This window comes from Cupriavidus sp. GW822-FHT03E04, assembly GCF_058801495.1.
Map to the genome: position 1 here is coordinate 1 of NZ_JBXANI010000059.1, position 12,743 is coordinate 12,743.

Consider the following 12,743-nt stretch of genomic DNA (forward strand, 5'->3'; position numbering starts at 1 on the left):
GCTCTGGCAGCAATGCTAACCCGCGTCAACTCCCTGCGGCGGCCAGCACCCCTGCCACGGAAGTCATGCTGACTTACAGATATCGACCAACGGCTACCGCATCTCTGGCAGCCAGCACCGACTGCCAGATAGCCGCTCCCTGATCAAAGGCAAGCACTGGATGCGCATGTTCGCAGCACGCTTACGACGCAACGGGCGAGTGAGATTGCAGAATTGCCGCATCCGTGGAGCCCCGTCTACCCTGAATCGGCTATTAGTGGTGATAGCTTCAGCACTTATAGGGCAAGTGCTTATTCTTGCTTTAGATGCTTGCGTAGCATCGGACGTATGTCAAAGGATGCAACACAACCATGGCTAGCAGCGGTATCCAGAAAGTCCAAACTACGATGTATTGCCTCGGAGTCGGTGGGGTCTTGTGCTGTTCCCAAAACATATTCAGCTTCTGCACGAAATTGCTCATGTGTCAGCATGACCACCTGAACAGGATCGATTGCAAAGCACTGGCTGGCAAGAGGGAAGGGATAGTACTTCGACGCTGGGTCAGCCTGGCCGAGAGATTGGGAAAGCGCCGCAAGCGCCGCTAAATGCTCTGGATTGTTGAATTGAAAGCGGAGATATGCTTTGTCGCACTTTTGAAAATTAAGTACAGCGGCAGCTACGAAACCTTTTTGCGCCCAAGAGTCCAGCAGACCACAGGCTTCGCGGTGGTTTTTGTCGGCACCTGTTGAGCCACTGCCAGGGGCATTCAGCAGGAGCTGCGCATGATAGAACGCCGCCGCGGGATGACCGAGTTCAGTTGCCTTAACTAGATTGCTTCTGACGAGTTCGCTGGCTACAACTAAGACGTTCTCGCGATCTTTTTGACGACTCGCGAGGAGATGTTGAATCCGATCCATACCGATAAGGGCTTGCTGATAATACTCTTCTGCATCGGATTGAGTGCCATTGGCCGAGGCATTGGTGGCTGCAACAGCTGTAGCAATGGCGATCAGAAAAGCTGCGAGTTTAAGCATATCGTCCTTTACCTTTTATTGTTTCCCGACCACTCTGCATCACCGGGTCGAAGCTCTTCTCGTTGTTCTTGGTCGACGCTGGCGCCTCGATCATGGTGGCATCCACTATCGTGCCTTTCTTCATCATCAGTCCCCGCTCGCACAGACCTCACAAGGTCTCAACCTTCCTCTCGTTGATGAGGCTTGATCGCTCGCGCATTTCGGGCCCTGCCTTACCTGTGAAAGCGCAAACAGGACCGAACAATGCGCTGACCTGGTTGTTTCCGGCTCAGTCCCGGCTCGGCCATTTTCTGAAAGTCGCCGTTCCATGCTTGCCGATCGCCTTGCCGTCGACGTCGCACGCGTGCAAGTCGGTTATCCATATCCAGCCAAACAGGCCCCGATGTTCCAAAAAACAGACCGTGGGTGCGTCGAAATCCGACGGGTACCCGCCAGCAGGGCTCTTGCCGTAATCAGCCATCCCGATGTGGATTACCTGAGTCGGGTCGTCCTTGCTGCGATAAACAAGAACCCGAGCCACGCCCTGATTATGCTGGTCGTATTTGCTTCTCGGGATGCTATGTACATGGAGTTTGGCCGGCGTATTGCGTCCGATTGCCGGCATGGGCTCCCACGCCGCGTTCAACACTGTGGTGGCCATGGGTGCGAACGACATACAGACAGGTAAGACGATGATAATCAGCCACCCTGGGCATGACCAGGTGAACACGGGCTTGCGTTGCCACAATAGTCGCCCGATCCAGAGCTGCACGAAAGGGAGAACAGCCCCTATACCCATTTCGAGCCGATACTCTCGAGTCTGCGAGAACTTCGGACCGTTCACGATCCAAACCAATGTCGCTGCGAGCACGACGAAAATCGGGATCAGCAGCCAGATCTTGAAGCCCCACGAATAGACTTCCTCGCTGCCATTGGAAGCAGATGCGAGCGCCGCGGCGTTGCCATTTCCAGTCTCGCCGATTTTGCACTCCAAGTGGTGTGCCGGACCGCTGGGGCGAATGCCCCTGCGATCGTACTCTCCGAGCGTCCCCCGGACGGTGGCGCCAAATGAGCTACCGTACTTCAACGCATTGTTCCTACTGCGCTTGCCATTTTTCACCACCATGCAGCCATGCTCCTCTCGTCGGGGGGTGTCAAAGCGTTAGTAACCACGCAAGCCCCAGCTTTCCGACGCGGCCTGGTCGCCTTGCGGCCGACCTTGTGAAGCTAGCATTACCCCCCTCAGCGACGGATTCGACCGCCAAATGCAGGCCACGCCATCATCCAGGTCACACTTACGGTCAAGGGAACATGAAGCGCATAGACGATTGCCAGCGTCCACAACGGATGTGCCTCGGGGAATGCGGCGAAGGCTGGGAGATTGCCCGCCTCATCGACTGCTGTGACCAGAGGCACCCAGCCGCCAAACATGACGGCAACGCGCAGGAACTGGATCACGAGCATCGTCCCCAGCCCGAACAGCACGATCCGCCCTGGCCGGGTAGCGACTAAGTCTCGCCGTGCCACATAGCGGGCAATAAGGAAAACCGGCAGCGTCGTCCACAGCAAAATCGAGACAGTCGCATAGAGCGGTCGCAACGGCACCTCGTGGGCCCAGATAAAGCGAGTTGGCGTGAGGGTTGGGCTGATGCCCTCCATCAGCAACGACGCCGCGGTGACCACGCATGCAAACATACCTGCCGCGCGAGTCCGCCGAGCGCTCACAGACACCGCCTTGACCCTTGGACCATTGAAGAAAAGCACCGAGAACTTCCACGCTGCAAAAACGAGCGAGACCGCAGCGACCGGTGCCGCGAGACGGATCACCGTCATCGCTGCCTGATTCCGTTCCCATGCTCTCGAAAGGTCGCCGCTTGGCCAGTCATGGACGAGCGCCTTCTGCAAGCCCCTGGCCAGATCGAGGAACAAATAGCTGCCGAACAACGCAACCAAGGCATAGGCGAAGGCAAACAGCATGATGAAGCTGCTGTTCTTCGCGTATCCGGCGAGCCCTCCCTTTTCCAGGTGTTGCTGGGCCAGAAAGAAGGCCGTTGCACCTAACGTCAAGAGATAGGCAAGGCACTGTGGTATGACGTTGACCAATTGATCTGTATTAGTGCTATCGACGGCCTTGGGCATCAGGAGGCCCAACATGGAGGCAGCCGTTGCAATCGGAACGGTCGCCAGCGCGGCGTACCAAGGCAGTTTTTCAGATACAGACAATGTCATAGCGTTCTACTTTCAGGGAAAATGGATGCGGGCGCCTACCCGCGAGTCAATTGAGCACGGCCAGAGTTTCGTTGACGTGTATCAGTACGGACCGTCCGTCGGCGGGTTCCAGAGCGCGGCGGTGATTGCCAGTGGCTGCGTGCCCTGCCCCCCGGCAGTAGGTATGCATTGATTGGCGTACTCGCCACTGGCCCGCTGCGAAATATCCGTAATGCGCTGTTGGGGCACGTCATCCAGCCTCGAAGGTCACCGGGATCATGACAGTGCCTTCGATCAGCTCGCCCCTCCTCACGGCCGGCTGGTAGCGCCATTTCCGGGCAGCCTCGATGGCGGCCCGGCCCAACGCCTCGGGCCCGTCCAGCCGGACCACCGTGATCCGGATTGGATCGCCGCTGGCATCCACCGTGACCTGCAGATCGACCTTAGCGTCCGCTCCCGGGTCGATCGTGGCCGGGTAGATAGCCGGATGGTGCCGCTGCGAGGCCGGGTCCACACTGGCTTGCCGGTCGGCCGCGGGCGGCAGGTTGGCCAGCAGGGCCGCCAGCGCCTTGCCGGCCTGACTGAACGTCTCCCAGCGCTCTGTGTCCGAGACCATGCGAAGGCGAAGGGTGGCTAGGAAGGCGCTCAACTCGCCCGACTTGCCGGCAGCCTCCGCCTGCAGCCGCTCGGCAATGGCGAAACTGGCAACCGCATCCTTATCGCGCTGCTCGTGCAGAGCGACCGCGCCCAGTCCGTACCACGCATTGGGATCGTTTGCACGGGCCCAGATCGCCTGCTCGAACAGCAGGCGCGCGGCTACCGGTTCCTTGAGCAGCAGATGATATTCCCCCAGTTCGTTGGCGGAGTAAAAGGCGCCGGATTCGCGCGCCAGAAACTCGCGGTGCTGGTCGTAATGGACTTCGAGTTCCGCCTCGGCGGCGCGCGCCCCACCCTCCGGCCTGGTCGCCGCCGTGCGGGCTCGGCGCAGCGTATCGCGGTAGGTGCGCTGGATGCGGTCGAACTCCTGCGCAATGTAGTAGCTGGTGTGGTCCTGGGGGAGCCCCATCCGCTTTAACCTCAGTAGGTTGTAGCGGTAGGTGTAGAACTGCCCCGCAGCGACGGCAGCGATGGTGGCCCGGATCTCGGCGCGTGTGCTCGCCATCCTCAGGTACGGCGCGGAAATCCCAGTACTGCCCGTCCATTCGAGCGGTTGGCCTTGCCCACCGCTCGTGCCGCTTGCCGCGGCTGGCGTCGCGGCTTCGCGATCACTGTCGCCTCCGCCGGACGACACGAAGGCCACCGCCAGCACGAGCAGCGTGACCGCAACGACAAAGGCGATCACGGGCGTCCCGCTCTTGCCGCCGCTTGCCGGCATGGTGGTGGAGATCGATGCACTGACGGCGGCGGCCTGAGCCAGCGGTTGCCGGAATGGCTGCTGCAAGGGTGGCCGCGCAGTTACCTGGCGGGTGCGCTTACCCCGGCCGGACTTGCGCTTGCCACCGGCCCGCGCCACGGGCGTGGCACCTGCCGCCGCTGCGGCGCTGGCGGCGCTGGCCGCGCTGGCCGCGCTGACGGCGCCGGCGATCATCGCACTGCGCGCACAAGCCGCACAGGCCAAGCCTGCAAAGTGCTGGTGCGACGGATCGGCGGCGCAGACTGCCATCCGCTGGCTGCTGCGCAGCGCGTATTCGCGCAGCACCCGCGCCCACTCGGCAGGCGCGGGCCGGCTGCCCGGCTGCCCGCCGAAAGCGCTGTCAAACATCTCCCGCAACTCCTGCGGCATCTGCGCGTGGCCGCTCACCGGGTTGGGCGTGATCGCCTTGTGCGCGCACTGGCCATACGCATAGTAGCGGCCGCGAATGCGCCCGGGCAGGTCAGTGGGAACCCGCCCATTGGCGGGCCGGCCGCTAAACGGATGAATACCGAAGTTCAACAACTGGAAGATCACCACCGCCAGCGCGAAGCGGTCCTGCGCCTCCTCGCCGGCGGCAGTCAGCCCGCCATCCTGCAATTCCGGCGCCAGATAGTCTGCGGTGAACTGCTGCGCCGCAAAGCGTTCCGACTCGCCCTGGATGCTGAAGCCATCGCAATCGAGCATCGCGATATAGAGCGAATCGCGGTAAAAGCGCAGGTTGACCGGCTTCAGGTCCACCACGTAGTGATGCCGCTGGTGCAGGGCCGCGATGACGCCGCTCAGATTGGCGGCCAACGTGATCTTGGCGCCCAGCCCGGTGGGCAGGCCAGCGGCACGCGCCTGGCGCTCCTGCAGGACCTCCTCCAGCTCTGCCGTGTGCTGGATGTCCAGCACCGGCATGGAGAAACCGATAAAGCGGCCACGCCCGTTCTGCAGCGGCGCCTGCGGCCAGGCGATCTGCACATAGCACTTGCCGTTCTCGACCTGGTCCGGCAGCTCGGGCGACAGCCGTAGCATCGCGTCGATCTTGCGCTGGTAGCTGGCCAGGTCCATGTGGTCGTGATAGAGCTTGGCCACCTGCGCCGGCGCCTCTGCCAGCAGGAATACGCTCCCGGCGCCGCCGCTCTTGACCAGGCGGCCCAGCGTCAGGCTGCGCTTGCGGTCCAGCCAGACTTTCCGTCCACTACGAGCACTCATGCCCGCAGCGCGACCAACAAGGTCTTGTCATCGCCGGTGATGTGGTGCGTGCGCGGATCGTCCAGCGTGGCCGCCAGCGCGCGGTTGCCCTCATCGACGTCGGCTACCCCGCGCAGATACCGCTCGACCGGCTCCATGAAGGGCGCGTAGAGCCCGGCGTTGCCCTTGCTCATGGCAAACGGCATGGCGCCATCCGACATCAGCGCCACGCCTTGCAGCGGCTGACGAATCGGCAGCACCCTGAGCTGCTCGCGCCAGTGCGGCCCGGTGATGAAGTAGGTCTCGTTGGCGTACTCGCCATTGGCTGGCAGCGAAATATCCGGCTTGGCCGCGCCGTCGCGCGGCTGGGCCACGCCCACGCCATCGCCGATATGAAAGAAGCTGCCGCGCTCCGGCGTGGCCACCACGCCAACCAGCGTGCTAGCGTAGTCGGCTAGCCCGGCACCCGCCGCACGTGACACCTCCTGCAGCGCGCTGCGCGCCAGCCCGATCACGCTTGCCACGGCCTGCTCGAACAGTTCGCCGGACAGCTCAGGCAACTCCTCGCCCTGCTGCACCCGCGTGGCCAGCGCATGCACCACCGATCTGGCGATGAACTCGGCACCTGCCTGGCTATAGCGCGCCGAACCCGCACCGTCGCAAACCAGTGCGATCAGCACCTCGCCCACCACAGCATGCGCGAAGGCGTCCTGGCACGGCACGCCGCGCTCGGCGTGCGACTTGCCCGTTGCCGAAGCGGCAAAGATCTTCCAGGCCATCGCTCAGACCGTGACCGCGGACCAGCTGTCGGTGGACGGCAGTTGCGCCAGCCCGCCCGGCGTGGACTGCGACACGACCTGCATGCTGGCGCTGAGCCACAGGAACAGCTCACGGAACTGCAAGCCCTTGAGCTGCTTCACGCCGCCCGCGCCGCGGTTGCTGAACTGCTGGAGCACATCGATGCTGGCGCCCTCGCCCACCGCGATCGGGAACACGGCCACCTTGTTGGCCTTCTCGGCCTGGCGGGACTGCGCCGCGCCCTGCTCCCACTGGTCAGTGGGCGCGCCATCCGACATCAGGAACAGCCACGGACGCGTGTAGGCCACGCCCGCCTGGCGGAACCGCAGCTTCTCCTGCTCGATCTCTGCCAGCGCCAGTTCTACCGCCTGCCCCGTTGGCGTGGTACCGTCGGCTCGCAGTTTCGGCGCGCTGAAATCCATTGCATCGCACCAGTCACCGGCCACCTCGGCCTGGTCGTAGCCGCCGTATTGCACCACCAGGATGCGGACCCGCTTGCTGGCGATCACGTCCGCCTTGAGCTCCTGCTCCAGCAGGACCAGCCCTTCGTTGAGCTGCCGGATCGGTTCGCCGTCCATGCTGCCCGAGCAGTCCAGCACCAGGACCAGCGGGGTACGTTGTTCGGTGTTGTCGATCAGAGCGACATCGGGAATGAGGGATTTCGTCATTGAGCTATTTGATGCATTGTTAGCATGATTCATGGATTAATATTCGCATCGGCGATGCGAAGCGCGCGCTTGCATGTAATGCGCAAGCACCTTTCCTACTATGGCAGCCCCCCACCCGGAGGGCTCCTGTGGCATCGGTTCGGTCGCGCATCAATTTCCCATCAAACTTGTTTGATGCTTCTTACCAAAACACCGAAGCCATGCACCACTGCCTCGTCGCCGTACTGCTCGTCATCAGCGCCTTGCCCGCACTCGCCCAACGGCCGGTTGCGCAAGACTTCCGCTGCCTGTCCTCGGGGACAGGGGGTATCCAGCTCGAATTCCGGATGTTCTCCGATCCGGATTCACACTGGACAGGTGGCTACGTCAAGTATCGCAAGTCCGCGCTGGCTATCCCGCTGGTGCTCAAGTCGTCGGATGGCGTCGAGATGGCCAAGGGACGGCCCTGGGAATACACCGACGTCTGGCTGGAGGTGTCAGGCGGAAAAATCAGCGGGGAATACGAGGTGATTCGCCAGGGTGCGAACATCTATGGCTTTACCTATCAGAATCGCAAGACGGCCAAACGAACCGATTTTATTCAGGACAATGGGGCGATGGGCGAGGACGGCTGCGTCTGGCCGAAAGTGCGGTAATGCCACCGAGGTCGACCATTTAATTTTGGCTCCGCCGCCTTGCATCGCCAATGGACCGCCTCGTGATCGTCCACCGCCCCGCCTCGTCCTTGGGGACGCCGTAGCCCTGCGAATACGCATGGCCAACCGCACCGCGCAAATCCGCGTCGCCCTGCTCGGCGGCTGTGCGCAGCCGACCGAAGCACGCTCGCACATCCCTCTTTTCGCGGGTGCCGTAGAGATGGGTCATGGCCGGGCCCGCCTGGGTTGCGACCGCACCTGCCATGTTGTGCGCTTGCAAGACGGTGGCGGGCTCGCACATGCCATCCTGCATCGCCGCGTACAGCTCATCGGCCTCGCCGGCCCGGGCGCAGCCGCCGGCCATGGAAATGGCAGCAAGTCCCAGCATCAGGGCCCGACGCGTTTCATTTTGCTTCATGTCGCTCCTCGGTGAGGTGTACCGCAAGTGTACTGGCAGCGTACTGCAAATGAAATCGGACACGTCCTAATCAACGAGCATTGCCCCGCGGTAAGCCGTGCGCCGCCCCCGTCGCCGATCGCTCCCTTCGAGCTGCGCACGCCCCGATGGTCACCCTGCTGCGGCGCTTTCCCCTGTAGTCCTACTGTGTTTATCCCGGCAGGCATCGCCTATGCATCAACATCGATGCGCCTGACTACGGCCACTTGAACGGCAGGTGTTGTCCGGAAAATCTGACTTCGCATCGGGCAACGTCGGCGGCAAGATCGGCGACCGCATGGGAAGCGCATGCCCCCGCAATTCGAACATGCCGCCCACAGCTTCTCAGAAAGCGCTATGGTCAAAGACCGCAAATTGGTACATCTGCCTCGCGTTATTTAGGACGTGTCCGATTTCATCGAGACCACGTCGCCAGTAAACTAGCGGCATGCCCTCTCTGCCGCCTCCTTGAGCTCTCCACGTTGCCCGCTTGTCCCGCCTCCTCGGCGCCGCGGTATTGGCTGGCAGGAGATGTTGAGTGCGTTTCAGATTCATGGAGCCAACCAGGATGAGCTTGGACAATCGACCATCGATCCCGCAAAAGGAACGGCTGCAACCTGCCACGATAGAAGGGCAATCTTCGACCAAGAAGGGGTTCTGGCTGATATCGCTGGCCCTGGTGGCAACGGCTGTCATATATATGGCCGTCTTGTGCGTCATGCTCCTGCCCTTCATCGCTAGCGTGATATTTACAGAGCTCACCGAGAATCCCTATCAGTATTCTCCGACGCCAAGCTGGCTTTGGCGATGCATGAGCGTACTCTGCCTGACGCACGTGGCGTATGCCGTCTATCTGATGCTGAAGTGGCCGGGACGAAATTCATTCCCCTGGCTTTCTGCCGTGGACGCGCATTTGATCCTGGTGTTCCTGGGTTGCTTGATGACTGGCCACATCATTGAAGGGCACGCCTTGAACGTCGTCAACGCGTATGCGGGAAACTTGAGGGAGGTGGATGCGGTGATGGAACGCTCAGTTGTCAGTTGCGCCAGTTCTAGCTCGAGTCGCCATATCGGCCGCCAAGCAACGAGCTGCGAGCGACACCTATACTTCAAGACGCCGAACGGCGAGCTGGCGGCTTCCGGCCCAGCGGATGACCGAGCTGTCCGGACCTTGTCGCCCGGGACATCCGTCCGCCTGGTATTGTGCAAGAGCGTCTTCGGCACATCTCTAACCCAAGTCAAGCCGGTGGCTCCTTGGCGGCGCCCCCCAGCCTTGCAGGGGCCATGTCGGGGCAAGCAATCGATCCCCTCCTTGATGAACTCCATCATGGGTTACCTGCCGGCTCCTCCGCCCGGTGGCGCATCCCTGCTCATCGTTCAGCGCGAGTCCCCCGCTCATCATGCGTGAAGATTCCTTCTATTCCATCTATCGACATCCGAGAGGTCACCTGACGGCCGTCAAGGCAGGCTGGAGTTGGCCTTCCTTTCTGTATGGTGTGTTTTGGGCCCTGTACGGGCGGCACTGGCGCGTGGCAGGCGGTTGCATAGCCTTGCTCCTGACTTGGGCCCTGCTGGAGTCGCAACGTGTTGGGTTCCGTTTTTGGTTCTCCAGCATCGCATTCATGATGTCCATCGCGCTGGGGATGACGGGCAACGAACTGCGACGCAGACAACTTCAGCACATGGGCTACAAGAAAATCCGCGACTACGTGCGTGCCGACACAGTGAAAGGTGCGCTGCACGCGTTCCAAATCGCGCAGGAGGCACGGAAGGAGAAACGACGAAACCGCCGCCGGGCCGCGAATAGCGAAAAGCCCACCAGATCTTCATGATGGCGCACCAACGGCACGACGAAGTCTAGTGTTGCGGCATTGCCCATCGAGGTGTGACGATCGTATGCGCTGCCTGCAAACAGAGGCTCCAGTCCGGCCATCGCATCTTTGCGGCCTGCAGAATCCCCAACATACCGCTTGCTGCCACACGCGCCCGAGGTCCGTCTTTCCCGCGTCATCGTCGCGTTCTTTCGCCGCCGGAGTCTTCGCCGATTGGCTATCCACCACGGCGGCGGCGGCGTAGAGGCAGAGACGCCAGACGAAGAAGCTCAGCTTGTGGTCGTCCAGCCACTGGCTCCGGGCGATGATGCCCCCGCCCTGGTAGATGCCAATGATGTTCGCCGTGAATGCCAGCAGGATCAGCAGCGCCGCCCATAGCGCAACCGCTTGGATCAGGGGCTTGTGTGGCATCCCGGGGCGGCGGGGAGGTAACGGCATGGTGAACTCTGAGGCTTGCCCGCCCCAAGCCATGGCCCGGATTGTTGTTAAGGGAAAGGACGAGCTTAGGAAAAAAAGCAGAGGACAACGCTGATTTCGGACTTGTCCTATGGACGGTTGCATCCCCGAGCGCTAACCTCGCAAGGCTCCGTTCCTCACCCGCCGCAATGGTGGATCGCTCGCGTCGACCTGGTGCAGGGAAGCGCGGAAGCGCAGGTCTATCTGCGTTATCGCCGCGTGTATCCGGATACCGGCAAACCGGTGACACCGGCGTCGGCCACCGAGAAGCAAGGAGGCGGCGCAGCAGGAGTGCGAAGCCCAGCGGCGCCTGAGGCGGCAGCACAACGCCGATATGAGCGAGCTGTTCAAACCTCCCGCGGCAAGAGGCGTGGCGGTGCCGGTCGGCACGCGAACACCGAATTTCTATCTTTTTAAAGGAGCTCCACATGGGCCTGGCCATCGCCGGCGTTATCGCAAACACTATTTGCACGCTGTATTTTCTCTCCAGTGAATATGTCGAAGGAGGCGGCACCGTCATGGATGTCGTCGCGGCCATTCTAGGAACGCTACTGGCCATCTCCGTGCTCGGGCTCATCCTTGCTGGCACGGGCAAGAAGAAGCTCGGCGGCGCCCTGGTCATGATCGGATCGATACCATTCGTTCCACTGGGCCTGATTGGCGTTATCGGCGGGCGAAAGATGATTCAGCCCGACCCCCACGCCCATGATCTTGATGCCCGACGTCAAGCAGCTGCAGCTCTTGCGTCGTCCTCGGCAGATTCGTCGCGGGGGGAGTGATGACCGACAACGTCTCGCCGTCCGTCTCGACCGTGCTTGCGTTTCATGCTGACCGTCGGGCCAATTTTGTGATCGCGCTGGGCTGCGTGCTTATGGTGGTGGCGCTTGTCCTAGCGGCCAATCATGGCGGATCCCGCATAGGCGGTGTTTTCATGGCACCCATCATGCTCATCGCGATTGGCATCTTCAAGCGGTCAAGCGTGTATCTTCGGTTTGACGCGGACTATTTCGAAACGAAGTTGGCGCTCGCTGGCGGGTGGCACACGGTGCTTTACAGCGAAGTCACCCGCTGTGAAGTGAGCGACAAGCTGGTCGTCGTTCACTATCGAAAGCACGGCCAACCCACCGATTCGAAAGTGCGGCGAATCCGCATCCACCTTGGCGAACTTCGCCCCGACGATCTTCCCGTATGCATCGATGCGTTTCGTACGCGTTTGCCGTCGGCTCCAGCGGCCTGACGTGAAGAACGCCATCATTCTGAAACGGGCCTCGATGTCCATCAACCAAAGAGACGCCGACCATGCAACGGCTTGTTCGGCAAAGGCGAGTCCCGGGCCGGCAGGCGTGCGCTGAAGAAAGCCCTTCGTCCAGGACAAGTGGGGCCCTCCGGCAGCCGAGAAGAAGAAATGATGGCGTTGAATAAGGTGACACTAGTAGCCCAAGCCAGCTTTGGCGATGTCAACAACGGCAAAGGCGAGCCGGCCGTTACAAGATTGACCTGCCGCGCCCGAGCCTACCCGAGAAGGAAAACGGCATCCACTTCATCCCGCCGAAAGCGGGAGAACCAGCCCAGACAGACGCCGAGCGAGATGCTTGGAAGAGAGTGGTCCGCATCAATCCGGCCCACTTGGAGTTCGGCAAGACTGCTAGAACGAGTTTCAGTCCAATGGCAATGACATGGACAGCCCGCCGACCTGGGTGCCCCTATGGATACCACTCCCGGAAGGCCAGGAGCACGGCATTCACAGGCGCATGAACCACGACATGATGGCTGGCCCGCTGAACAAGGAGCATCGGCTGAAACCCACCGTATTCTGGCATGAGCGCCACGCCTGGCCTCTTAAAGACACAGAATAGGGAATGACTGAATCTCTAATGAAATTCAATCTTTACGCCATTTTGGCATCGTCCTTACCGACCGCTCAGCGTCGGCGCGCGCTGGCTCTTCCGTCCAGTCGATCACATTTCGATCACATTTCTGAGGAAAAAGAACAATGAACTTCCACGAAGGCAAGGTTTCGGTGCGAGCGATCTCTGCATTGCTGGTCATGCTTGGCGCGTCGCTCTGTGTAGCGCCGGCCAGTGCGCAGTCCACGAATATGGGCGGCTCGGAGCAGATCTCCGTTGGC

Annotated in this window: 13 protein-coding genes and 1 pseudogene; 5 read left to right on the forward strand and 9 right to left on the reverse strand. The window is 61.4% G+C overall.

The window, feature by feature from the left end; genetic code table 11:
* Window positions 1-290: 290 nt before the first annotated feature.
* The 7 genes and pseudogenes from AC1RQC_RS40025 to AC1RQC_RS40055 form a co-directional block, all read right to left on the reverse strand.
* Window positions 291-1,013, reverse strand: a complete 723-nt coding sequence (locus AC1RQC_RS40025) for a hypothetical protein (RefSeq protein WP_492886809.1) — start codon at window positions 1,011-1,013, stop codon at window positions 291-293.
* Between the two features lie 22 nt (window positions 1,014-1,035).
* Window positions 1,036-1,158: pseudogene (locus AC1RQC_RS40030) on the reverse strand (IS5/IS1182 family transposase); the annotation flags it as partial.
* Between the two features lie 123 nt (window positions 1,159-1,281).
* The gene (locus tag AC1RQC_RS40035) at window positions 1,282-2,118 is read right to left on the reverse strand and encodes a hypothetical protein (protein WP_492886811.1); all 837 of its coding nucleotides are present in this window, start codon (window positions 2,116-2,118) and stop codon (window positions 1,282-1,284) included.
* Between the two features lie 116 nt (window positions 2,119-2,234).
* A complete protein-coding gene (locus AC1RQC_RS40040) occupies window positions 2,235-3,221 on the reverse strand; it encodes a hypothetical protein (protein WP_492886813.1) in 987 nt (328 codons plus the stop codon).
* Between the two features lie 229 nt (window positions 3,222-3,450).
* Window positions 3,451-5,811: a TonB family protein gene (locus AC1RQC_RS40045; RefSeq protein ID WP_492886815.1), complete on the reverse strand. Its 2,361-nt coding sequence runs from the start codon at window positions 5,809-5,811 to the stop codon at window positions 3,451-3,453.
* A complete protein-coding gene (locus AC1RQC_RS40050) occupies window positions 5,808-6,569 on the reverse strand; it encodes a PP2C family serine/threonine-protein phosphatase (RefSeq protein WP_492886817.1) in 762 nt (253 codons plus the stop codon). The genes AC1RQC_RS40045 and AC1RQC_RS40050 overlap by 4 nt, the downstream gene beginning before the upstream one ends.
* 3 nt (window positions 6,570-6,572) lie before the next feature.
* Window positions 6,573-7,256, reverse strand: a complete 684-nt coding sequence (locus AC1RQC_RS40055; protein WP_492886819.1) for a vWA domain-containing protein — start codon at window positions 7,254-7,256, stop codon at window positions 6,573-6,575.
* Window positions 7,257-7,384: 128 nt separating this feature from the next.
* Here AC1RQC_RS40055 and AC1RQC_RS40060 point away from each other — a divergent pair, with 128 nt between their 5' ends.
* Window positions 7,385-7,891 carry a hypothetical protein gene (locus tag AC1RQC_RS40060; RefSeq protein WP_492886821.1) on the forward strand — a complete coding sequence of 169 codons (507 nt, stop codon included), beginning with the start codon at window positions 7,385-7,387 and terminating at the stop codon, window positions 7,889-7,891.
* A gap of 19 nt (window positions 7,892-7,910) precedes the next feature.
* On the opposite strand, the gene AC1RQC_RS40065 is transcribed toward AC1RQC_RS40060, so the two are convergent.
* The gene (locus AC1RQC_RS40065) at window positions 7,911-8,309 is read right to left on the reverse strand and encodes a hypothetical protein (protein ID WP_492886823.1); all 399 of its coding nucleotides are present in this window, start codon (window positions 8,307-8,309) and stop codon (window positions 7,911-7,913) included.
* A 586-nt stretch (window positions 8,310-8,895) separates the two neighbouring features.
* Here AC1RQC_RS40065 and AC1RQC_RS40070 point away from each other — a divergent pair.
* Together AC1RQC_RS40070 and AC1RQC_RS40075 are read left to right on the forward strand one after the other, a co-directional pair.
* Window positions 8,896-9,735, forward strand: coding sequence for a hypothetical protein (locus AC1RQC_RS40070; protein WP_492886824.1), 840 nt, complete (start codon window positions 8,896-8,898; stop codon window positions 9,733-9,735).
* Window positions 9,728-10,159 (forward strand): DUF2628 domain-containing protein, encoded by a 432-nt coding sequence (locus AC1RQC_RS40075; RefSeq protein WP_492886826.1) that lies wholly within the window; start codon window positions 9,728-9,730, stop codon window positions 10,157-10,159. Before AC1RQC_RS40070 ends, AC1RQC_RS40075 begins: the two co-directional genes overlap by 8 nt.
* On the opposite strand, the gene AC1RQC_RS40080 is transcribed toward AC1RQC_RS40075, so the two are convergent.
* Window positions 10,154-10,570 (reverse strand): hypothetical protein, encoded by a 417-nt coding sequence (locus AC1RQC_RS40080; RefSeq protein ID WP_492886827.1) that lies wholly within the window; start codon window positions 10,568-10,570, stop codon window positions 10,154-10,156. The genes AC1RQC_RS40075 and AC1RQC_RS40080 overlap by 6 nt on opposite strands.
* A 473-nt stretch (window positions 10,571-11,043) precedes the next feature.
* Between AC1RQC_RS40080 and AC1RQC_RS40085 the strand changes: the two genes are divergently transcribed.
* Window positions 11,044-11,394: a hypothetical protein gene (locus AC1RQC_RS40085; protein WP_492833214.1), complete on the forward strand. Its 351-nt coding sequence runs from the start codon at window positions 11,044-11,046 to the stop codon at window positions 11,392-11,394.
* The gene (locus tag AC1RQC_RS40090; protein ID WP_492833216.1) at window positions 11,394-11,852 is read left to right on the forward strand and encodes a hypothetical protein; all 459 of its coding nucleotides are present in this window, start codon (window positions 11,394-11,396) and stop codon (window positions 11,850-11,852) included. The genes AC1RQC_RS40085 and AC1RQC_RS40090 overlap by 1 nt, the downstream gene beginning before the upstream one ends.
* Window positions 11,853-12,743: the final 891 nt, after the last annotated feature.

Bases quoted from the DNA above. Each gene is read 5' to 3' on its own strand.
- AC1RQC_RS40025 (WP_492886809.1), bottom strand. From the start codon at position 1,013: ATGCTTAAACTCGCAGCTTTTCTGATCGCCATTGCTACAGCTGTTGCA.
- AC1RQC_RS40035 (WP_492886811.1), bottom strand. From the start codon at position 2,118: ATGGTGGTGAAAAATGGCAAGCGCAGTAGGAACAATGCGTTGAAGTAC.
- AC1RQC_RS40040 (WP_492886813.1), bottom strand. From the start codon at position 3,221: ATGACATTGTCTGTATCTGAAAAACTGCCTTGGTACGCCGCGCTGGCG.
- AC1RQC_RS40045 (WP_492886815.1), bottom strand. From the start codon at position 5,811: ATGAGTGCTCGTAGTGGACGGAAAGTCTGGCTGGACCGCAAGCGCAGC.
- AC1RQC_RS40050 (WP_492886817.1), bottom strand. From the start codon at position 6,569: ATGGCCTGGAAGATCTTTGCCGCTTCGGCAACGGGCAAGTCGCACGCC.
- AC1RQC_RS40055 (WP_492886819.1), bottom strand. From the start codon at position 7,256: ATGACGAAATCCCTCATTCCCGATGTCGCTCTGATCGACAACACCGAA.
- AC1RQC_RS40065 (WP_492886823.1), bottom strand. From the start codon at position 8,309: ATGAAGCAAAATGAAACGCGTCGGGCCCTGATGCTGGGACTTGCTGCC.
- AC1RQC_RS40070 (WP_492886824.1), top strand. From the start codon at position 8,896: ATGAGCTTGGACAATCGACCATCGATCCCGCAAAAGGAACGGCTGCAA.
- AC1RQC_RS40075 (WP_492886826.1), top strand. From the start codon at position 9,728: ATGCGTGAAGATTCCTTCTATTCCATCTATCGACATCCGAGAGGTCAC.
- AC1RQC_RS40080 (WP_492886827.1), bottom strand. From the start codon at position 10,570: ATGCCACACAAGCCCCTGATCCAAGCGGTTGCGCTATGGGCGGCGCTG.
- AC1RQC_RS40085 (WP_492833214.1), top strand. From the start codon at position 11,044: ATGGGCCTGGCCATCGCCGGCGTTATCGCAAACACTATTTGCACGCTG.
- AC1RQC_RS40090 (WP_492833216.1), top strand. From the start codon at position 11,394: ATGACCGACAACGTCTCGCCGTCCGTCTCGACCGTGCTTGCGTTTCAT.